This window comes from Microbispora hainanensis, assembly GCF_006874475.1.
GTDB lineage: Bacteria > Actinomycetota > Actinomycetes > Streptosporangiales > Streptosporangiaceae > Microbispora > Microbispora hainanensis.
Window position 1 is genome coordinate 156,249 of sequence record NZ_VIRM01000011.1, and the last position, 19,632, is coordinate 175,880.

The window sequence follows — 19,632 nt, forward strand, 5'->3', positions numbered from 1 at the left end:
CCTGGCCTGTGTCGTCCTGGCCTGTGTTGTCCTGGCCTGTGTCGCCCTGGTATGTGCTGCTCATCGCGCTCGTCGCGGTGGAGCGCCTCGTCGAACTGGTCGTCGCGCGCCGCAACGCCCGCTGGAGCCTCGGCCGGGGCGGCGTGATGTACGGCAGGGGCCACTATCCCTGGATGGTCGCCCTGCACACCGGCCTGCTGGCCGGATGCCTGCTGGAGGTGTGGCTGGCGCACCGGCCGTTCGTCCCCGGCCTGGGCTGGCCGATGTTCGTGCTGGTCCTGGCCGCGCAGGGGCTGCGGTGGTGGTGCGTCACCACGCTCGGCCCCCAGTGGAACACCCAGGTCATCGTCGTTCCCGGTCTGCCGCTCGTGCGGCGCGGGCCGTACCGGTTCGGGTGGCTGCGCCACCCCAACTACGTCGCGGTGGCGGTGGAGGGCGCGGCGCTGCCGCTCGTGCACTCCGCCTGGCTGACCGCGCTGGCCTTCACCCTGCTCAACGTGCCGCTCATGGCCGTACGCCTGCGCTGTGAGAACGCCGCCCTCACCACCGCGGCCAGCGGCTCGGTCGCGCCCGGCGCCGGGGCGGAGACCGCGGCGTGATCGACCTGCTGGTCGCCGGCGGCGGGCCCGCCGGGCTGGCCACGGCCATCCACGCGGCGCTGGCCGGAATGGAGGCGGTCGTCGTCGAGCCGCGGACCGGCCCCGTCGACAAGGCGTGCGGGGAGGGCCTGATGCCCACCGGCGCCGCCGCACTTGCGGACCTCGGGGTGGACGTGCCGGACGGCAGGCCGTTCCGTGGCATCCGCTACGTGGACGGGCCGCACCGGGTGCAGGCGGAGTTCCGGAACGGCCCCGGCCTGGGCGTGCGCCGCACCGCCCTGCACACCGCGCTCGCCCTCCGTGCCCGGGACCTCGGCGTCCGCGTCGTGCCGGGCCGGGTGGACGTGGTGCACGCCACCGGTGAGGGCGTACGCGCCCACGTGACAGGCGGCCCGGACCTGTGCGGCCTGGAACTGTGCGACCTGGAACTGTGCGACCTGGAACTGTGCGGCCTGGAGCTGTGCGGCCTGCGTGGCCGGGAACCGTGCGGCCGAGAGTTGCGCGGCCGAGAGGTGCGCGCCCCGCTCGGCCAGGAGTTCCGTGCCGGAGAACCGTCCGGCCGGGAAGTGGACGCGCGGTGGCTGGTCGCGGCCGACGGGCTGCACTCGCCGATCAGGTCGCGGCTCGGGCTCGGCCTGCCTGCCCGCGGCCCCCGCAGATACGGACTGCGCCGCCACTATCGGGTCGCGCCGTGGACGGACTTCGTGGAGGTGCACTGGGCGCCCGGCGGCGAGGCGTACGTCACTCCAGTGGGCGACGACCTGATCGGCGTGGCCGTGCTGAGCAGCGAGCGGCGGACCTATGACGAGCACCTCGCGCGGTTCCCCGACCTGCTCGCCCGGCTGGACGGCCCTCCCGTCACCCCCGTACGCGGAGCCGGGCCGCTGCGCCAGCGGGCGCGGCGGCGGGTGGCCGGGCGGGTGCTGCTCGTCGGCGACGCCGCGGGCTACGTCGACGCGCTCACCGGCGAGGGGATCTCGCTCGCGCTGCTGTCGGCCCACGCGCTGGTCTCCTGCCTGCGGGCGGGCCGCCCCGAGGAGTACGAGGCCGCCTGGCGGCGCCTGTCGTGGCGTTCCCGTCTGCTGACGGCCGCCCTGGTGGGGACCAGGCGGCATCCTCCCGCGGCCCGGATGATCGTGCCCGCCGCACGGCGCCTGCCCGCGGTGTTCGGGGCGGCGGTGCGGTCGCTCGCCTGAGCGCCGTCGCGGCACTCGCGGGCGTTCTCCTGCCGACGGTCGCTCGTGCGATCGCCGCTGCGCCTGCAAGCCCCCGAGCTTGCCCTCCCCGCGCCTCGCACGATCCCCGCATCCGCCACCCCCGCACCTCCGCCGCCCCGCCGCCCCGCAGCCCGCAGCCCCCGTGTTTCCACGCTCACGCGTCTTCCATGCGAAACGGGCATGGCCGCCTGAATTGTTACAACCGGATTCACAATTCGTGAACGCCCGTTTTTAGGACACCACCGGATAGCCCTTACGCGGTGGTAATAGAACCTACTTCGACATTGACGAAGTAGCCATATTTCGCGACCGGTATGCAAAGATCTGGTGTGTGTACCGAATGGCCAGGCCGATGTTACGGCAAGGATGACTGGAGGGTCGTCACTTGCCCCACGTGCACAACATCGTCCTGCTCACCCTGCTGGCTCTGCTCGGTACGCTCCCGATCGCCGCGCTGGTGGTCCTCGCGATGCGCCTGCGCCGGCTGCGCGCCACGCAGGCCGAGGCCGCACGGCAGGCGGCGGCCGAAGCGCGCGAGCAGTTCGGCCGCGACGTGCACGACCTCGTGAGCAGCCGCCTGTGGCTGGCCACCCTGCGCAGCGAGCTCGCCTATCGCCTCGCGGACGACGACAGCCCCCTGCGACCGGCCCTTGCCGACGTGGTGCAGTCGATCCGCCAGGCGTCCGCCGACATCCGCAACGTGACCCGATCCTTCCGCGACGTCTCGCTCGCCTCGGAACTGGCCAACGCGCGGGCCGTGCTCCGGGCGTACGGCACCGACTGCAAGGTCGAGGCCACCGAGGCGGAGCTGGGCGAAGAGGTCGGCGCGGTGCTGGCGATCATGGTGCGGGAGGCGGTGACCAACGTTCTGCGCCACAGCAGGGCGACCCTGTGCACGATCGAGATCGTCGTGCGGGGCGGCATGGCGACGCTCACCGTCGCCAACAACGGCGTCGACCCCTCCATCCCGCCCGGTGAGGGGACCGGGCTGGACAACCTCCGCACCAGGGCGGCGGAGCTCGACGGCGTCGTGGGAACGGTCCTCGACCCGGACGGCTGGTTCCGCCTCATCGCCGAAATCCCCCGCAAGGGCGGGGACCGCCGCTGACGCAGGCCGCGCTCCCCGGCCGGACGACCCGGATCGCAAAGCGCGACGCGTGGGGCCTCCACATGACGACGCACGGATCTCCGCACAACCATGCACCGGGCTTCACACGCGAGGCAGCGCCTCCACATAGCGGCGCGCGGACCTCTGCACAGCGAGGCGCAGTCTTCACATAGCGAGGCAGGGGCCTCCAAGTAGGTCCCCGCAACAGCCGGGGCACGGGCCTGCCTCACCCGCGCCCGCAGGCCGCACGCATGCGCGTCGCACACCCCCGGCCCAGCCCCTCCTGCCCCTTCACCAGCCCGTCACGGGCCCCGGCCGGGCCCGGAACGGCGGCGTCACGCGCTTGACCAGCCCCTTGACCGAATAGTCCATCAGGCCCCTCGGTGACCGCAATGAAAAGCATCACCGCCGACCCATGACGGCGTCACGGTTGTTATGTGCAGATTTCACACGGCGCAGTTGACGGGCGTAACTTGGCCCTTCTCTTTATTTCCGGAATTCTTTGACGTGACCGGCCTGAGGGGACATCTGGTGATTAGTAAGTACGAGATTTACTGCCTCGCAGATCCCTTGTTCTACGACACCCTCGACACCAAGCGCGAGGAGCATCCCGACTTCGCCATCGCCGCGCGGCCCACCCCCGAAGGGTGGGCGCACGCCGAGAGCGAGACCTGGCTGCACTACGCGCCGGCCGGTGCGACCCTGCCCACGCAGGGCTGGAAGATCCACATCTCCTCCTCCGTACGGGAGGCGGAGCGGGTGATCGCGGCGGCCTGGGACTACTGCGTCCCCCGCGGGCTGGCCTTCAAGTTCCTGCGCGGCCGGCGCGTGATGACGATGCAGAACTCCAAGTACGCCTTCCGCGGGTCGAGCGGCAAGCTCGTCACCATCTATCCGGTGGACGAGGCCCAGCTTGAGCTGACGCTCAAGGAGCTCGCCGAGATCCTCGACGGCGTCGAGGGCCCGTACATCCTCAGCGACCTGCGTTATGGCGAAGGACCCCTGTTCGTCCGCTACGGCGGGTTCGCCGAGCGCCACTGCCTCGACGAGAACGGCGAGCGGGTGCTGGCGATCGAGAACGCCGACGGCGACCTCGTCCCCGACGTGCGCGGTCCCGCGTTCGCCCTGCCCTCCTGGGTGACCCTGCCCGCGTTCCTCGAACCCCACCTGGCCGCGCGCAACGCGGTGACGCTCGAAGGCGTGCCGTACGCGGTGGACGGCGTGCTGCACTTCTCCAACGGCGGCGGCGTCTATCTGGGGCACGACAGGCGCACCGGCGAGAAGGTGGTGCTCAAGGAGGCCCGCCCGCACGCCGGGCTCGACGTCGAGGGACGCGACGCCGTCACCCGCCTGCGGCACGAGGCGGCGATCATGGAGCGCCTGGCCGGCCTCGACGTCGTCCCGGCGCTGCGCGGCTACTTCACCGTCGGCGAGCACCACTTCCTGGTGCAGGAGTACGTCGACGGCACCTCGCTCAGCCAGCTCATCGCCCAGAGGCACCCCCTCACGCGGGCCGACCGCACCCCCGAGCTGGACGCCGGCTACGCCGAATGGGCCATCGGGATGCTCGCCAAGGTGCGGGCAGCCGTCTCGGCGCTGCACGAGCGCGGCGTGGTGTTCGGCGACCTGCACCCCTTCAACATCCTCGTGGACGGCGACCGCGTGGTCCTGATCGACTTCGAGGTCTCCTCCCCCGTCGAGGAGCGCAGGCGGCCCACGCTCGCCAATCCCGGCTTCGTGCCGCCGCGCGAGCTGGCCGGCGTCGAGGCCGACGAGTACGCGCTGGCCTGCCTGCACCTGGGCGTGTTCGCCCCGATGACCACCATGCTGCTGCAGCTCCACCGGCCCAAGGCCGCCCAGCTCGGCCGGCTGATCGTCGAGACGTTCCCGGTGCCGCCCGCGCTGATCGAGGGAGCCGTACGGACGATCCTCGGGCAGGACCCGCCCGCGCCTGAGCCGAGCCGGCTCCCCCGGCGGGGCCGGCTCGCTCAGGGCTGGCCCGCCCTGCGGGAGGCGCTGGCGAAGGCGATCCTCGCCTCGGCGACGCCGGAACGCGACGACCGGCTGTTCCCCGGCGACATCGTCCAGTTCGAGCCCGGCGGCGGGGTGAGCCTCGCCAACGGCGCGGCGGGCGTCCTGTACGCGCTCGCGGCGACCGGGGCGGGACGCTTCCCCGAGCACGAGGAGTGGCTGCTCGGACAAGCCGCCAAACCCGGCATCGGGCCCGGCTTCTACAACGGGCTGCACGGGGTGGCGTACGCGCTGGAGACGCTCGGCCGCCGCGAGGACGCGCTCGACGTGGCGGAACGGTGCGGACGGCAGCCGGAGGAACGGCTGGACCTGAGCCTCTATCGCGGCCTGTCCGGCATCGCCCTCGCCCTGATGCACCTGCACGACGCGACCGGCGAGCCGGAGTTACGCGACCGGGCCGCGCGCATCGTCGGGATGGTGGCCGACCGGCTCGGCGGCCCGGACGACGTGCCCGAGATCAGCGGCGGCAAGCACCCGCACGCGGGGCTGATGTACGGCTCGTCGGGACCCGCCCTGATGTTCCTGCACGCCTACGAGCGCACCGGCGACCCCGGCCTGCTCGACCTCGCGGCCACCGCGCTGCGGCAGGACCTGCGCCGGTGCGTCGGCCGCGAGGACGGCCAGCTCCAGGTGCAGCAGGGCTGGCGGACCAACCCCTACCTCGACGAGGGGTCGGCCGGCATCGGCCTGGTGCTGGACCGCTACCTCACCCACCGGCACGACGAGACCTTCGCCGAGTCGCTGGCCGCCATCCGGCCGGTCACGACACTGCACTACTACGTCCAGCCGGGGCTGTTCGCGGGCCGGGCCGGCATGATCGCCTGCCTGTCGTCCGGCTCGCGCCCCGACTCCGAGGCCGCCGCGGCGCAGATCGCCCGGCTGGCCTGGCACGAGCTTCCCTATCAGGGCGGGCTGGCCTTCCCCGGAGCCCAGTTGCTCCGGCTGTCCATGGATCTCGCCACCGGGAGCGCCGGCGTGCTGCTCGCGCTCGGCACCGCGCTGCACGACGAGCCGGTCCGTCTCCCGTTCCTCGAACCCCCCGGACGGTCCCAGGCGCAGGGGCCCCTGCGCACCGCCGCCGGGTCGAACGTCCCGACCAGCCCCGGAAGGAGGTGAACGCACAATGGCGCTCCTCGACCTGCAGACCCTCGAGGCCCCCGGTGGCCACAGCGGTGGCGGTGGCGGCGGCAGCAACCTGAGCCTGCTCGGGTGCACCCCGCACGAGAACAGCAGCCTCAGCATCATCTGCGGCTGAGACCCTCCGGTGAACACGAACGTCAGCCCCATCCCCGGCTGATGGAACCCATACAAGGAGATGATCCAGATGGCGCTTCTCGACCTGCAGAACCTCGAGATCCCCGGCGGCCACGGCGGTGGCGGCGGCGGCGGCAGCAACCTGAGCCTCCTGGCCTGCACCCCGCACGAGAACAGCAGCCTCAGCCTGATCTGCGGCTGACAGCACGCTGAGGGAGTCCTGGGCGGTCGTCGCGGCCGCCCAGGCTTCCGCGTTTCCGGCCCCGGCCGGTCGGCCACGGGAGCCCTCCCGTCCTGTCCGGCCTTTCACCCCTATGGAGGACCCGGTGAGCTCTCGTCCGGCCGACCTGCTGATCGCGCGGGCCGTACGGCGCGGCGGCCCGTGGCTCGCGGTGCTCGCGGCGACGGCGCTTCTGGGCGCGGCGGCCGACCTGCTGCTCCCGGCGGCGCTCGGCCGCGCCGTCGACGCCGTCGTGCGGATCCCGGCGCAGACCGGAGCGGAGGCCGGGGCGGGGCCCGGAGCGGGGGCCGGAGCGGGGGCCGGAGCGGGGGCCGGAGCGGCGGGGGGCGAGGCCGCGGCCGGAATCATCGGCCCGGTCGCGACCGCCGCGCTGCTGGTCGCGCTGGTCGTCGCGTGCGACACGCTGGGCGTGCTCGCGGCCGGGGTGAGCGGGGCGCGGGCCGCCCGCTGGCTGCGCTCCCGGGTGGTGGCCCACACCCTGTCCGTCGGCGCCGGCATGACCCGTCACTTCACGCCGGGTGAGATCGTCACCCGCGCCGGGGTGAACGTGGAGGAGGCCGGGCGGACCCCCGAGGCGGTGGTCACCGCCGCCACGCTGGTCGTCCCCGCGGCCGGCAGCGTCGTCGCCCTCGCGCTGATCGACCCGTGGCTCGCCGTCACGCTGGTGGCCGGTCTGCTCCTCATCGTGGCCGTGCTGCGCGCGTTCATGCGCAGGACCACGGCGGCCTCCGGCGGCTACCAGCAGGCCCAGGGGGAGATCGCGGGCATGCTGGTGGGGGCGCTCGCCGGGGCCCGCACCATCACCGCGGCCGGAACCGAGGACCGGGAGGCGGCGCGCGTGCTCGCCCCGCTCCCCCGCCTGCGCGCCCACGGCCTGGCGCTGTGGCGCCTGCAGGCGCGGGCCGGGGTCCAGGCCGCCGTCGTCGTCCCGCTTCTGGAGATCGCCGTGCTCGCCGTCGGCGGGCTGCGCCTGTCGGCCGGCGGCCTCACCGTCGGGGAACTGCTCGCCGCCGCGCGCTACGTGGTGCTCGGGGCGGGCCTGGGGTCGGCGCTCGGCTACGCGGCGCGCATCGCCCGCGCCCGGTCGGCCGCCCAGCGCCTGGAGCAGCTGTTCGCCGTGCCGCCCCCGGCGTACGGAGACCGGCCGCTGCCGCCGGGTCCGGGCACCCTGGAACTGCGTGACGTGACCGTGCGGGCCGACGGTGTGCGGCTGCTGAGCGATGTCAGCCTGGTCGTGCCGGGCGGCACGTGCACGGCGGTGGTGGGCCGCTCGGGCTCGGGCAAGTCGTCGCTGGCCGCCGTCGCCGGCCGGCTCGTCGATCCCGGACGCGGCATGGTCCTGCTCGACGGCGTGCCCCTGGGGGAGATCGGCCGTGAGCCGCTGCGCCGGGCCGTCGGATACGCGTTCGAGCGGCCCGTGCTGTTCGGCGAGACGCTGGCCGAAGCCGTCGCCTTCGGTCTCTCCTCAGGGGACGGCGCGGCGGACGGCGCGGCGGACGGCGCGGCGGACGGCGCCAGGGGGCGCGGCGGGGACATGACGGGCGGCGCGAACGCGACGCGGGCGGCCGCGGTCGCCGCCTGTGCCGACGTTTTCATCCGGCGGCTGCCACTCGGGTACGCCACCCCGGTCGGCGATGCGCCGATGTCCGGGGGCGAGGTCCAGCGGATCGGCCTGGCCCGCGCGTTCGCCCAGGCCGGCCGGCTGCTGATCCTGGACGACGCCATGTCGAGCCTCGACACGGTGACCGAGCGGCAGGTCGGGCGGGCGCTCACCGGGAGCCTGTCCGGCCGCACCCGGCTGGTGGTGGCCCATCGCGTGACGACGGCGGCGCAGGCCGACCAGGTCGTGTGGCTGGAGAACGGACGGGTCCGCGCGACCGGCACGCACGAGCGGCTGTGGCACGACCCCGGCTACCGCGCGGTCTTCCGCGCCGAGGATGCCTCGTGAAGCGCCGCGCATCCGGCGGGGCCGGCGCGCGGGGTCCCGATACCCACGCCACGCCCCCGGCCGCACCCGCCGCCCGGAACAAGCCGGGCGGGGCCGAGGCGCGGCGGGTGGTCGTGGGGGCACTACGACGCGAACCCGCCCGGCTGCTGTGGCTGGCCTGCTGGTCGGTGGCGGAGACCCTGCCCGCGCTGACCGGCGGGTACGCGATCGCGCATGCCGTGGACGACGGCTTCGCCGCGGGGCGGCCCGGCACCGGCCTGATGTGGCTGGGCGTGCTCGCCGCCGCGTGGGGGGTGGCCGCGCTGGCCGCCCGGCAGGTGCTGCTGCTCATCGCGGGCATCGTCGAGCCGTTCCGCGACGACCTGCTGGAGCGGGTGGTGACCGGGGCGCTGCGGGCCGGGCGGGGCGGCGACAGCGCGGCCGTCGCCCGGATGAACCACCAGGTCGAGCTGGCCAGGGACGCCTTCGGCGCGATCATCACGGTGGTCAGGACCTTCGTGTTCACGCTGGCCGGCGTGGCGGTGGGGCTGACGACCCTGGCCGCCGAGGTCGTGCCGCTCGTGCTGGCGCCGGTGGCCCTGGGCCTCGGCCTGTTCCTCGTCTCCCTGCCCGCCCTGGCCCGGCGTCAGCGCGAGTTCATCGTCGCCGACGAGCGTACGGCCGCCGCGGTGGCCGCGATGGCGGGCGGCCTGCGGGACGTGACCGCCTGCGGCGGCGAGACGCGCGTCGCGGCGAGCGTCGGGCGGGAGATCTCCCGGCAGGCGGGGGCCGCGCGGGCGCTGGCCCGGGTGACGGCGTCGCGGACGCTGTCGCTGGCGGTGGGCGGGTGGCTGCCGGTGGTGCTCCTGCTGGCGGGCGCACCCTGGCTGGTGCGCCAGGGGGTGACCGGCGGGGTGATCCTCGGCGCGCTGACCTACGTGATGCAGTCGCTCTCCCCCGCGCTCGGCGGCCTGGTCCAGGGCCTCGGCGTGAGCGGGGTCCGCTTGGCCGTCACGCTGGAGCGCATCCTGCACGCGCCGGGCCCGCCCGTGCCGCACGGCGACCGGGAGCCCGGCGGGGTCCGGCTGGAGCTGCGCGGCGTGCGCTTCGCCTACGGCGTCCCGGGGCACAAGGCCCCCGAGCCGGTGATCGACGGCCTGGATCTCGACGTGCCCGAGGGCGACCACCTGGCCGTCGTCGGCCCGAGCGGGATCGGCAAGTCGACGCTGGCCGCGCTCGTCGCCGGCCTGCTGACCCCGGACGACGGCGAGGTCCTCGTCGGCGGCGTCCCGGCCGCGCGGGTCAGCCCGGCCGCCCGCGCGCTGATCCCCCAGGAGGCGTACGTCTTCCCCGGCACCCTGGCGGAGAACCTGACGTACCTCGCGCCGGGGACGCCTCCCGAGCGGGTGGACGAGGCGGTGGCGGCGTTCGGGCTGACGGAGCTCGCGCGGCGCACCGCGGGCGGCCCGCTCGACCCGGCCGAGCTGTCCGCGGGCGAGCGGCAGCTCGTCGCGCTGGCCAGGACCTACCTGTCCCCCGCCCGGCTGGTCGTGCTCGACGAGGCGACCTGCCATCTCGATCCGGCCGCGGAGGCCCGGGCGGAGGCGGCCTTCGCGGCGCGCGGGGGCACGGTGATCGTCGTGGCGCACCGGATCTCCTCGGCCCTGCGGGCCCGGCGGGTGCTGGTCATGGACGGCACGCGCGTCCGGCTCGGCACGCACGAGGAGATGGTGGCCTCCTCGCCGCTGTACGCCGACCTGGTGGGCCATTGGGAGGGCCCGGGGAGGCTACCGGCGGGGGCGGTAGCGCAGGATGCCGAGGTCACGGCCGGGCGCGGGCCACAGCCAGCCGCATTCGGAGGCGATCTGGATCGCCTCGACGCGTGAGCGGGCGCCGACCTTCGTGAGGATGCGGGACAGGTAGTTGCGGACCGTGCCCCGCGACAGCGACAGGCGGTCGGCGATCTCGCCCACGGTGGCGCCCCCGGCCGCGCTCTCCAGGACGTCGAGCTCTCGGGCGGTCAGCGGGTTGCTGTCGGCGTCGAGCGCGGCCACCGCGAGCTCGGGGTCGATGACCCGTTCCCCTTTCGACACGCGGCGGATGCAGTCCACCAGGTGGCCCGGCGAGGCGTCCTTCACGACGAAGCCGCGCACGCCGGCGTCCAGCGCCTTGCGCAGCGCCATGGGCGTCCCGAGCCCCGTGAGGACGACGCTCTTGCAGGAGGGCAACCGGCGGTGCAGTTCGGCCGCCGCGGTGATGCCGTCGACACCGGGCATCCCGATGTCGAGCACCGCGACGTCGGGGCGCCGCAGGCAGCCGAGCCTGACGATGTCCTCGCCCTTGTCCGCCTCGGCCACCACCTCGAGGTCGTCCTCGCTCGACAGCAGGGCGACCAGCGCCTTGCGGATGAGGTGCATGTCCTCGGCGAGCATCAGTCGGATCAAACCAGACCCCCCTACACGCGGTGCGAGCGGCCGCTCGCCGTTGGTGACCGCGGCGCTTCACTCACTATGAGGGTTCCGCGCGCACGCCGGGACCTCTCTACCCGAACTGTCACCTTTAATCAGGAAGCGCGTCAGAGAAAAACCGACGCCCGGCCCCCTGCGCGGGAGCCGGGCGTCGCGGTCGGGTTTCTAGTGGCGCACGACCTTCACGTAGTCGGTCGCCTGGGAACCCTTGAGCCCGCGGTTGCCGTCGAAGCGCACCGCCCAGGTGCCGGACCGGAAGGCGCGGACCTTGGTGGCGAAGTCGCCGTCACCGTCGGTCTTGATGGTGTCGACGTACTGCCACTTGTGGGAGCCGGAGGACTGGAAGTAGACCTTCACGCTCTGCGAGCCCAGCCAGCGCCAGCTGTTCCAGTAGTTGTGGCTGTCGGAGCAGAAGCGGTCGCCGCCACGGCGGCCGGAGAAGTCGTCCCACCCGTCGTAGTACCAGTCACCCCAGCACTGCGCGACCTGCAGCGTGCCCTTGAGGGTCAGCGCACGGCCCTTGCGGACCGGCTCGGGGGTGGCGTCGAAGCCGGCGATGCGGGTCGCCTTGGGACCCGTCGGACGCGGCGCGTGCCACTCCTTGCGCTTCACCGTGAAGCTGCGGTCGGTGGTGTACCTCTTGCCGTCGAGGCCGACGGCCACGACGTGCACCTTGTAGGTGCCGGCGCGGTCGTTCCAGTCGAAGCTCCACGACCGCGAGGTCTGGTCGAACTTCGGACCGTTGTGACCGCTCTTCTGCTTGCCGAACCAGTGGTTGCCGCCGTGGTCGCCGTGACCACCCCGCGGACCCCACAGGTCGATGTCCACGCTCTGGACGTCCTTGGTCGTGACCCGGGCGGTGACCTGGGCGGACCGGCCCTTGCTCACCACGACCACGTTCGGGCTGACGTCGACCGACACGATGCGCGGGTCGGGCGTGTACGGCTTGTGGAAGTCGGGCTTGTGGAAGTCCGGCTTGTGCGGCTTGTGGAAGGTGTCCCCAGCGGAGGGGCTCGGCGTGGGCGTCGGCGTGGGCGCGACAGTGGCCGCGTACGCGGGCGCAGTCGCGAGCGCCGTGGCGCCCATGGCGACCGCTACCAGGGTGGTAGCAGCTCGTTTCACCATGAGGGTAATTCCTCTCCCCGTTCAGGAACGCACCCCCGATTTGGGGTACGCCACCGTCATAGACGTCACAAGGGCGAGAAAAGTTGCGGTACATCCCCGGAAAAGTGATTACAAAATCATAACGTCCATTACGCCTGCTTTATACTTTTTGTGGTACGTGAGGCTGTTCATGCCTCTCGTTGCGCGCTGGCTTCGGCGGCGTACCGGGACGTGCCCGCGTACTCGGCACGCCAGGCGCCCTCGCCGTCCGCACGGACCTTCGCGGTGAACCAGCCGTCCTTGCGGGTGACCGCCTCCCCGACGGTCTTCCAGCGGGACGACCCTTCGGGACGGAACCGGATCCTGACCCGCTGCCCGGCGAAGGGCCGGTAGTCGACCTTCCCGCCGGGGCCCACCCGCAGCAGCGTCCCGGTGACGCGCACGCCGTTCCCCTCGCGAGCCACCTTGAGCCCCTCGATCTCGGTCTCCCTGCGCAGGTTGAAGCCCGCGTAGGCGACCACCTGTTCGCCCCGCGCGTTCACCGCGGTCGCGGTGACCGTCCAGGGGCCGCTCGGATACCACCGCGACAGGGCCTTGTCGGGGAGGAACCGCCAGGTCTCCCACTCGCCGGACGAGATCCGCCGGGCCGGCCGGCCGTCGCGCGACGCGCCCGTCACCCTGGGCACCAGGGCGGACGCCAGCCCGCCCAGGCCCGGCAGGGGCGCAGCGGCGGGCACGGTCCCGGGCACACCGGGGGGCACGGCGGGGGGCACGGCGGGGGGCACGGCGGTGCCCGGGGGGACCATCGGGTCCGGAGAGGCGGGCGGCACCGGAACGGCGTCGCCCGACGGCGGCGAGGGGGTGACGTCCGGCTCGGGCTCCTGGCCGGGATCGTCGCCTCCCGAGGGGGCGCGGCCGGGCTCAAGGACGACGGAGACGCGGTCCGCGCCGCGTGCGACCACGTCGACGACCAGCCGCACCGACCCGCTCGGGCCGACCACGGGGTCGGACGGGCGCACCACGATCGAGCGGATGGCCAGGTCGCCGGAGGCGGGGGCCGGCGCGGCGGCCGCCGCCGTCGTCGCGGTCGCGAGGACCAGCGTCGCGAGCAGAGGTCTCATCATGCCCCGTGACCGTACGCATGCCCGCGGGCCGTCCCGCCCCCGACACACTCCCGGCCCGGTAAAAAATGGGTCCGGTCAGTGGGCCCGGTAGATCGGCCACCCGCCTCGTGATCAGCCGGTCGTGTACAGCTCCTCGATCACCTCGGCATACCGGGCGTGGACGACCCGGCGCTTGAGCTTGAGGCTGGGGGTGAGCTCCGCGGTCTCGGCCGTCCACTCGACGGGCAGCAGCCGCCACCGCTTGACCTGCTGCACCCGGGCGAGCTTGTGGTTGGCGGCCTCGACCGCCGCCTCGACCTCCTTGAGCACGTCCGGATGCGCGGCGAGGCCGGCCAGGGAGTCGAAGCCGATGCCGCGCGCCCGCGCCCACTCGGGCGCCACCTCGCCGTCCAGGGTGAGGATCGCCACGGGGTAGGGCCTGCGGTCGCCGTACGCGAGCGCCTGGCCGATGAGCGGGTGCTCCTTCAGGTGGCCCTCGATGGCGGCCGGGGAGACGTTCTCCCCGCCGGAGGTGATGAACAGCTCCTTCTTGCGGTCGACGATGCGGACGAAGCCGTCCTCGTCGATCGACCCGACGTCGCCGGTGTGCAGCCAGCCGTCGTCGTCGAGAAGCTCGGCGGTCGCCTCCGGCAGGCCGAGATAGCCCCGGGTGTTGAGCGGGCTGCGGGTGAGGATCTCGCCGTCCTCGGCGATCCGCACCTCCACGCCCGGCTCGGCCCGGCCCACCGTGCCGAGCTTGAAGACCTCCGGCGTGTTGCCGGTGAATGCTCCGGTCGTCTCGGTCATGCCGTACACGTCGATGACCTTGAGGCCGAGGCCGGCGAAGAACCGCTGCACCTCTTCCGGCATCGGCGCGGCGGCGGTCGCGCACCAGCGGGCCTGGTCGAGCCCGATCAGGGCGCGGACGATCGACAGCAGCGCGGCGTCGGCCCGCTCGTACGCCTCGCGCACCTCGGGCGTGACCGTGTGGCCGTGCTGCTGCCCCTCGACGTACGCGAGCCCGGCGGCCATCGCGGCCCGCACGTTCTCCTGCTGCTCGGGCGGCTGGGTGGCCAGCATGGCCTGCAGCCGGGCCGTCATCTTCTCCCAGACGCGGGGGACGCCGAAGAACAGCACCGGGTGCACCTGGCCGAGCGTGGCGCCGAGGTTCGCCAGGTCCGTGCAGAAGTGGACGTGGTTGACCTTGACCAGCGGCAGATAGAGGCTGAGCACCCGCTCGGCGATGTGGGCGTAGGTGAGGTAGGAGATCTGCGTGCTGCGCATGGGCAGGTCGATCATGCGCTGGGTCGCGACGAGCTCGAACAGCACGTTCGTGTGCGTCAGCGGGACGCCCTTGGGGTTGCCCGTCGTCCCCGAGGTGTAGAGGACGGTCAGCGTGTCCTCCGGGGTCACCGCCTGCCAGCGGGCCTCCACCGCGGCCGGGTCGGCCGCCAGCGCGTCGGCGCCGAGCCTCAGGAACGCCTCCCAGCTCAGAAAGCGCTCGTCGCCGTCGGGGGCGCCCTCCAGCATGACGATCCTCGTGAGCGCGGGCAGCTCGCCGAGCACCGGCTCCCAGCGGGCCAGGTCGGCCGGGCCGCCGAGCACCGCGATCCGCGCCCCGACGTCGCGGCCGACGTACGCGACCTGCTCGGGGGCGAAGGTCGCGTAGATCGAGCAGGGGACACCACCCGCGTGGACGGCCCCGAGATCGGCGAGCACGTGCTCGCTGCGGTTGACCAGCATCAGCGCGACGGAGTCGCCCGGCCGCAGGCCGAGCGCGGCGTAGCCGGCGGCGATCTGCAGCACCCTCTCGCGCGCCTCGGCGTAGGTCAGCGTCGTCCAGCCGTCGCCCGTTGGATCGGAGTAGGCGGGCGCGTCCGGATGCTCCTGCGCGGCCCACCTGAGCTGCTCGCATACCGTCCTGCCGGCGATCTCCTGCTCGATCGCGGCCCGCTCCTCAAGTACGCCGGACATCGCGCCTCCCAACGGGTATTCCGCACGCGTGGCATGCATCGCACCACACGGGATCACCGTGGACAAGACCCCCGCGAGGAGAAGCACGGCGGGCTGTGCTATACGCGGCCCCCATAATCGGACAAATAACACATAAAGGCAGGTAAGGTACACAAGACGGAGTGTGATCGGGGGTTCACATGGCATCCGGTAGATCGGGTCCGCCGGAAGTCGAGCGGACGTTCTTCGGCCATCCGCGGGGGCTGGCCACGCTGTTCGGCACCGAGATGTGGGAGCGGTTCAGCTACTACGGCATGCGCGCCATCCTCGTGCTGTTCCTGACCGCGCCCGTCACGCGCGGCGGCATGGGCCTGCCGGAGACGACCGCCGTCGGCATCTACGGCGTCTACATCGCCTCGGTCTACCTGCTCGCCATCGCGGGGGGCTGGCTCGGCGACCGGCTGCTCGGGGCGCGCAGGACCGTGCTGTGCGGCGCCCTGGTCATCATGGGCGGCCACGTCAGCATGGCGATGCCCATGGGCGGCGGGTTCGTCTGGCTCGGCCTCGTGCTGATCGCGCTGGGCAGCGGACTGCTCAAGCCGAACATGTCGGCGCTGGTGGGCGAGCTCTATCGGCACGAGGACGACGCCCGGCGCGACTCCGGCTACACGATCTTCTACATGGGCATCAACCTGGGCGCCTTCATCGGCATCATGGTCGTGCCCTGGCTGCAGACGGGCGGCCGCTGGCACCTCGCCTTCGGCGCGGCGGCCCTCGGCATGGCCTTCGGCCTGGCGCAGTACGTCCGGGGCCGGGCCACGCTCCGCGGCGCGGGCGAGGAGCCGGACCACCGCCTGACGCCGGACGAGGAGCGCCGCTTCAAGGTCGTGGCGAGCGTCGCGCTCGCCGTCGGCGCGGGCGCGCTGACCCTGTGGGCGCTCAGCGGCACGCTCACCGTGGACCGGTTCGCCCTCGTGCTCACGGTCGTCACGGCGGCCGTGCCGGTCGCGTACTTCGTCTTCCTGTTCTCCTCGCACGAGGTCACCGCGGAGGAACGGAAGGGCCTGTTCGCGTACGTGTGGCTGTTCCTGGCCGCCGCGATCTTCTGGCTCGTCTACGACCAGGCCGGCAGCGCCCTGCTGCTGTTCGCGAAGAACGACACCGACCTGGACGTGCTCGGCTTCACGATCCCGCCGGGCTGGGTGGGCAACATCAACTCGCTGGTGATCATCCTCGTCGCCCCCCTCTTCGCCGAGATGTTCCTCAAGGCGGGCACCCGGATCAGCACGCCGCTGAAGTTCGCGGTCGGTCTGGTGCTCGTCGGGCTGAGCTTCGTCGTCATGTCGGTCGCGTCCGGCATCGCCTCCGGCGGGGTGAAGGTCTCGGTCATGTGGCTGCTGTCGGTCTACCTCATCCAGACCGTCGGCGAGCTGTTCCTGAGCCCGGCCGGGCTGTCGGTCACCAACAAGCTCGCCCCCCGGGCGTTCGAGAACCAGCTCATGGGCCTGTGGTTCCTCTCGATGGCCCTCGGCGACTCGGTCGGCGGCCAGGCCTACCGGCTGACCAGGGTCGTGCCGATGCCCGTCTATTACCTCGCCCTCGCGCTCGCCGCGATCGCGGCGGGGCTCGTCATGCTGCTGTTCGTCCGCAGGCTCCGCGTGCTGATGGCCGAGCACCACGTGCCGTCCGTGCCCGCGCCGAGCTGACGCTCATGCCCACGCCGAGCCGACGCTCATGCCCACGCCGAGCCGGGGCTCACAGGGCCGGCATGAGCGGCTCCCGCGGGCGATAGCGGGCGGGGTCGCGGGCGATGCGGCGCACCGCCTCCTCCATCACCGCCGGCGGCTGGGTGAACGGCAGCCGCAGGTAGCGCTCCAGCGTGCCGTCCACGCCGAACCACGGGCCAGGAGCCAGGCGTACGCCACGGGCGGCGGCGGCCTCGGCGACCGAGCTCGCCACCGGCCCGTCGAGCCGCACCCACAGCGAGCCGCCGCCGCGCGGCGTGGTGAACGCCCAGCCCGGCAGTTCCTCCCGCAGCACCGCGGCGAGCGCCGCACACGACGCGCCGAGCCCACGACGGCGCTCGGCGCGCGCCTCCTCGATCCGCTCGAACAGGCACGTGACCACGAGCTGCTCGAAGACCGCGCCCGCGATGTCCACGGCGGCCCGCAGCACGGCCAGGCGGCGGACGGTCGCGGCGCCCGCCCTGATCCAGCCGACCCGCAGGCCGCCCCACCACAGCTTCGATGCCGAGCCCACGCTGATCACCCGGCCGTCGGTGTCGAACGCGGCCAGCGGCGCCGCACGCGCCGTCTCGTCCAGCACGATCTCGGCCCAGCTCTCGTCGGCGATCAGCGTGACGCCGTGCCGCCGGGCCGCCTCCACCAGCTCGGCGCGGGCGGCGTCGGCCATCAGGTGGCCGGTCGGGTTCTGGAAGTCGGGGATGACGTAGGCCAGACGCGCCGCCGTCTGCCGCATCGTGCCCGTCACCAGGTCGAGGTGCCAGCCGTCCTCCTGCACGCCGACCGGCACCAGGCGGGCCCCCCGCATCCGGGCCGCGTCGATCGCGTGCGGGTAGGTCGGCGACTCGACCAGCACCGGGTCGCCCCTCCCGGCGAACGCCGCCATCAGCAGGTGGATGGCCTGCTGGGCCCCGGCCGTGACGAGGATCTGCTCGGGCCGGGTGGGCAGCCCCCGCTCGCCGTACCTGCGGGCGATCGCCTCGCGGAGCGGCGCGAGCCCGGCCGGGTGGTAGCCCATGCCCAGCGCGTACCGGTGGTAGGCCCGGCCCGCCTCCTCGATGGCCTCGCCGAGCAGGCCGCTCGCCGGGGGCGCGGCCGCGTGCAGCGGCAGCAGCCCGTCGTCCTCGGACGCCAGCCACGGGTTGTCGGTGCCGAGCGCGCCCGCGTCGGGCAGGGCCGCACGGCTGCCGGACCCCTGCCTGCTCTCCAGGTAGCCCTGCTCGCGCAGCCGGTCGTACGCCGCGGTCACGGTGGTGCGGCTGACGCCGAGGGCCTCGGCCAGGTGCCGTTCGGCCGGCAGGCGCACTCCCACGGCGAGCCTCCCGTCGAGGACCAGGCCGCGTACGGCCTCCGCGAGCGCCCGGTAGTAGGGCCGGGTCTCCGATGTGTCTGCCGCGCCCTTCCCCGTGGCCTTTTCCGTGGTGCCGAGGACGAGCCGGGCGAGCTGGGGAGCGCTGAGGTGCCGATCCATGCAGGCCAATTTCTCTGATTGGCCCTTTTCTCGCAACCCCACCGGACTGCACGATGGGCCGACTATGACCGAACTGTCCCTCCCTCGCCCCCGTTCGCTCCCATTGCGGCTCATCCGCCTCTATATCGGCCTGGCGTTGTACGGCGCCGGGATCGCCCTGCTCGTCAGGTCCGGGCTGGGCCTCGACCCCTGGGAGGTCTTCCACCAGGGCCTGTCGGTGCGCACCGGATGGTCGATCGGCCTGTGGATCAACCTGGTGGGCGCGCTGGTGCTGCTGCTGTGGATCCCCCTGAAGCAGCGGCCCGGCCTCGGCACGATCAGCAACGTCCTGGTGGTCGGCACCAGCGCCGACGGGGTGATGGCGGTGGTGCCCGCGCCCGCGGCCTGGCCGGTCCAGTGGGCCTTCCTGCTGGGCGGCATCGTCGCCATCGCCGCCGCCTCCGGGCTCTACATCCACGCGGGCTTCGGCCCTGGACCGCGCGACGGCCTGATGACGGGCCTCAACCGGCTCGGCCTGTCGATCCGGGCGGCCCGCACGATCGTCGAGATCAGCGTGCTCGCCGTCGGCTGGCTGCTGGGCGGCACCGTCGGGATCGGCACGGTGGTGTTCGCGGTGACGATCGGCCCGGTGACGCAGGTCTTCATGAAGCTGTGGGCCCCCTCCGGGGACACCGCCCGGCCACCGGGTACGAAGCCGTCATGATGCGGCGAGCGCTCCGGGAAGGCCCGGTCGCCGGGAGGTGAGCGCGTGCTCATCGAGGACTACGCCATGATCGGGGACACCGAGTCGGCCGCCCTCGTCGGCATGGACGGCTCGGTCGACTGGCTGTGCCTGCCACGGTTCGACTCCCCCTCCTGCTTCGCCCGGCTGCTCGGCGACGAGTCCAACGGCTTCTGGCGGGTGGCCGCCGCAGGACGCGACCGGGCCACCCGCCGGGCTTACCTCGAGGACACGCTCATCCTGGAGACCGTCTGGGAGACGCCCACGGGCGCGGTCAAGGTGGTCGACTTCATGCCGCCTCGCTCGGGCAATCCCGATCTCGTGCGGATCGTGGAGGGCCTGTCGGGCACCGTGGAGATGACGACCGAGATCCGCATCCGCTTCGACTACGGCCGGATCGTGCCGTGGGCCCGCCGGATCGGCGGTCACCTGCACGCCATCGGCGGCCCCGACTCGGTCTGGGTGCACTCCCCCATCTCCTTGCAGGGCGGCGACTACCGGCATCAGGCGACGTTCACCGTCGCCGCCGGCGAGTGGGTGCCGTTCGTGTTCACCTGGCACCCCTCCCACCGGCCGCAGCCCGGGGTCATCGACCCCCTGCGCGAGCTCGGCCTGACGGTCGGCGAGTGGCGCGACTGGGTCTCCCGTTGCACCTACCGGGGTCCCTGGCGCGAGCCCGTGGTCCGCTCGCTC

16 protein-coding genes are annotated in these 19,632 nt (G+C 73.3%); 11 read left to right on the forward strand and 5 right to left on the reverse strand.

Features of this window, described 5'->3' with window-relative positions:
- Nucleotides 1–23: 23 nt before the first annotated feature.
- The 8 genes from FLX08_RS12020 to FLX08_RS12055 all read left to right on the forward strand — a co-directional run bounded on the left by FLX08_RS12020 (nt 24) and on the right by FLX08_RS12055 (nt 10,263).
- Nucleotides 24–599 (forward strand): isoprenylcysteine carboxyl methyltransferase family protein, encoded by a 576-nt coding sequence (locus tag FLX08_RS12020; RefSeq protein WP_244312570.1) that lies wholly within the window; start codon nt 24–26, stop codon nt 597–599.
- Nucleotides 596–1,795, forward strand: a complete 1,200-nt coding sequence (locus tag FLX08_RS12025; protein ID WP_208761403.1) for an NAD(P)/FAD-dependent oxidoreductase — start codon at nt 596–598, stop codon at nt 1,793–1,795. The genes FLX08_RS12020 and FLX08_RS12025 overlap by 4 nt, the downstream gene beginning before the upstream one ends.
- Before the next feature lie 415 nt (nt 1,796–2,210).
- Nucleotides 2,211–2,924 carry a sensor histidine kinase gene (locus FLX08_RS12030; RefSeq protein WP_142618889.1) on the forward strand — a complete coding sequence of 238 codons (714 nt, stop codon included), beginning with the start codon at nt 2,211–2,213 and terminating at the stop codon, nt 2,922–2,924.
- Nucleotides 2,925–3,455: 531 nt separating this feature from the next.
- Entirely contained in the window at nt 3,456–6,071 is a 2,616-nt protein-coding gene (lanKC, locus tag FLX08_RS12035) for a class III lanthionine synthetase LanKC (protein WP_142618891.1), read from the forward strand.
- Nucleotides 6,072–6,078: 7 nt separating this feature from the next.
- Complete coding sequence (locus FLX08_RS12040) at nt 6,079–6,210, forward strand: SapB/AmfS family lanthipeptide (RefSeq protein ID WP_142618893.1); 132 nt, start codon at nt 6,079–6,081, stop codon at nt 6,208–6,210.
- A gap of 69 nt (nt 6,211–6,279) precedes the next feature.
- Nucleotides 6,280–6,411: a SapB/AmfS family lanthipeptide gene (locus tag FLX08_RS12045; RefSeq protein ID WP_142618895.1), complete on the forward strand. Its 132-nt coding sequence runs from the start codon at nt 6,280–6,282 to the stop codon at nt 6,409–6,411.
- Between the two features lie 124 nt (nt 6,412–6,535).
- Nucleotides 6,536–8,398 carry an ABC transporter ATP-binding protein gene (locus FLX08_RS12050; RefSeq protein WP_244312571.1) on the forward strand — a complete coding sequence of 621 codons (1,863 nt, stop codon included), beginning with the start codon at nt 6,536–6,538 and terminating at the stop codon, nt 8,396–8,398.
- On the forward strand, nt 8,395–10,263 hold the full coding sequence (locus tag FLX08_RS12055) for an ATP-binding cassette domain-containing protein (RefSeq protein ID WP_244312572.1): 1,869 nt from the start codon (nt 8,395–8,397) through the stop codon (nt 10,261–10,263). Before FLX08_RS12050 ends, FLX08_RS12055 begins: the two co-directional genes overlap by 4 nt.
- Here the strand turns inward: FLX08_RS12055 and FLX08_RS12060 are convergent.
- From FLX08_RS12060 to FLX08_RS12075, 4 genes are all read right to left on the reverse strand, one after another.
- A complete protein-coding gene (locus tag FLX08_RS12060) occupies nt 10,165–10,821 on the reverse strand; it encodes a response regulator transcription factor (RefSeq protein ID WP_142618899.1) in 657 nt (218 codons plus the stop codon). The two genes, FLX08_RS12055 and FLX08_RS12060, sit on opposite strands and share 99 nt — an antisense overlap.
- 189 nt (nt 10,822–11,010) lie before the next feature.
- Entirely contained in the window at nt 11,011–11,970 is a 960-nt protein-coding gene (locus FLX08_RS12065) for a hypothetical protein (protein ID WP_142618901.1), read from the reverse strand.
- Nucleotides 11,971–12,137: 167 nt separating this feature from the next.
- A complete protein-coding gene (locus FLX08_RS12070) occupies nt 12,138–13,073 on the reverse strand; it encodes a hypothetical protein (RefSeq protein ID WP_142618903.1) in 936 nt (311 codons plus the stop codon).
- 111 nt (nt 13,074–13,184) lie between these two features.
- Nucleotides 13,185–15,026, reverse strand: coding sequence for an AMP-dependent synthetase/ligase (locus FLX08_RS12075; protein ID WP_142618904.1), 1,842 nt, complete (start codon nt 15,024–15,026; stop codon nt 13,185–13,187).
- A gap of 179 nt (nt 15,027–15,205) precedes the next feature.
- Here FLX08_RS12075 and FLX08_RS12080 point away from each other — a divergent pair, with 179 nt between their 5' ends.
- The gene (locus FLX08_RS12080) at nt 15,206–16,711 is read left to right on the forward strand and encodes a peptide MFS transporter (RefSeq protein WP_142618906.1); all 1,506 of its coding nucleotides are present in this window, start codon (nt 15,206–15,208) and stop codon (nt 16,709–16,711) included.
- A gap of 49 nt (nt 16,712–16,760) precedes the next feature.
- Here FLX08_RS12080 and yczR read toward each other — a convergent pair whose 3' ends face one another.
- The gene (gene yczR / locus FLX08_RS12085; RefSeq protein ID WP_142618908.1) at nt 16,761–18,218 is read right to left on the reverse strand and encodes a MocR-like transcription factor YczR; all 1,458 of its coding nucleotides are present in this window, start codon (nt 18,216–18,218) and stop codon (nt 16,761–16,763) included.
- A 64-nt stretch (nt 18,219–18,282) separates the two neighbouring features.
- Between yczR and yczE the strand changes: the two genes are divergently transcribed.
- Together yczE and FLX08_RS12095 are read left to right on the forward strand one after the other, a co-directional pair.
- Nucleotides 18,283–18,921, forward strand: a complete 639-nt coding sequence (yczE, locus tag FLX08_RS12090) for a membrane protein YczE (RefSeq protein WP_142618909.1) — start codon at nt 18,283–18,285, stop codon at nt 18,919–18,921.
- Nucleotides 18,922–18,966: 45 nt separating this feature from the next.
- Nucleotides 18,967–19,632 (forward strand): glycoside hydrolase family 15 protein (locus FLX08_RS12095; protein WP_280117094.1); only part of this gene is annotated, 666 nt, incomplete at its 3' end.

What these genes read in the sequence shown, in the direction of transcription:
- FLX08_RS12070 (WP_142618903.1), bottom strand. Translation starts at nt 13,073, where the DNA reads ATGATGAGACCTCTGCTCGCGACGCTGGTCCTCGCGACCGCGACGACG.
- yczR (WP_142618908.1), bottom strand. Translation starts at nt 18,218, where the DNA reads ATGGATCGGCACCTCAGCGCTCCCCAGCTCGCCCGGCTCGTCCTCGGC.
- FLX08_RS12065 (WP_142618901.1), bottom strand. Translation starts at nt 11,970, where the DNA reads ATGGTGAAACGAGCTGCTACCACCCTGGTAGCGGTCGCCATGGGCGCC.
- FLX08_RS12080 (WP_142618906.1), top strand. Translation starts at nt 15,206, where the DNA reads ATGGCATCCGGTAGATCGGGTCCGCCGGAAGTCGAGCGGACGTTCTTC.
- yczE (WP_142618909.1), top strand. Translation starts at nt 18,283, where the DNA reads ATGACCGAACTGTCCCTCCCTCGCCCCCGTTCGCTCCCATTGCGGCTC.
- FLX08_RS12075 (WP_142618904.1), bottom strand. Translation starts at nt 15,026, where the DNA reads ATGTCCGGCGTACTTGAGGAGCGGGCCGCGATCGAGCAGGAGATCGCC.
- FLX08_RS12040 (WP_142618893.1), top strand. Translation starts at nt 6,079, where the DNA reads ATGGCGCTCCTCGACCTGCAGACCCTCGAGGCCCCCGGTGGCCACAGC.
- FLX08_RS12045 (WP_142618895.1), top strand. Translation starts at nt 6,280, where the DNA reads ATGGCGCTTCTCGACCTGCAGAACCTCGAGATCCCCGGCGGCCACGGC.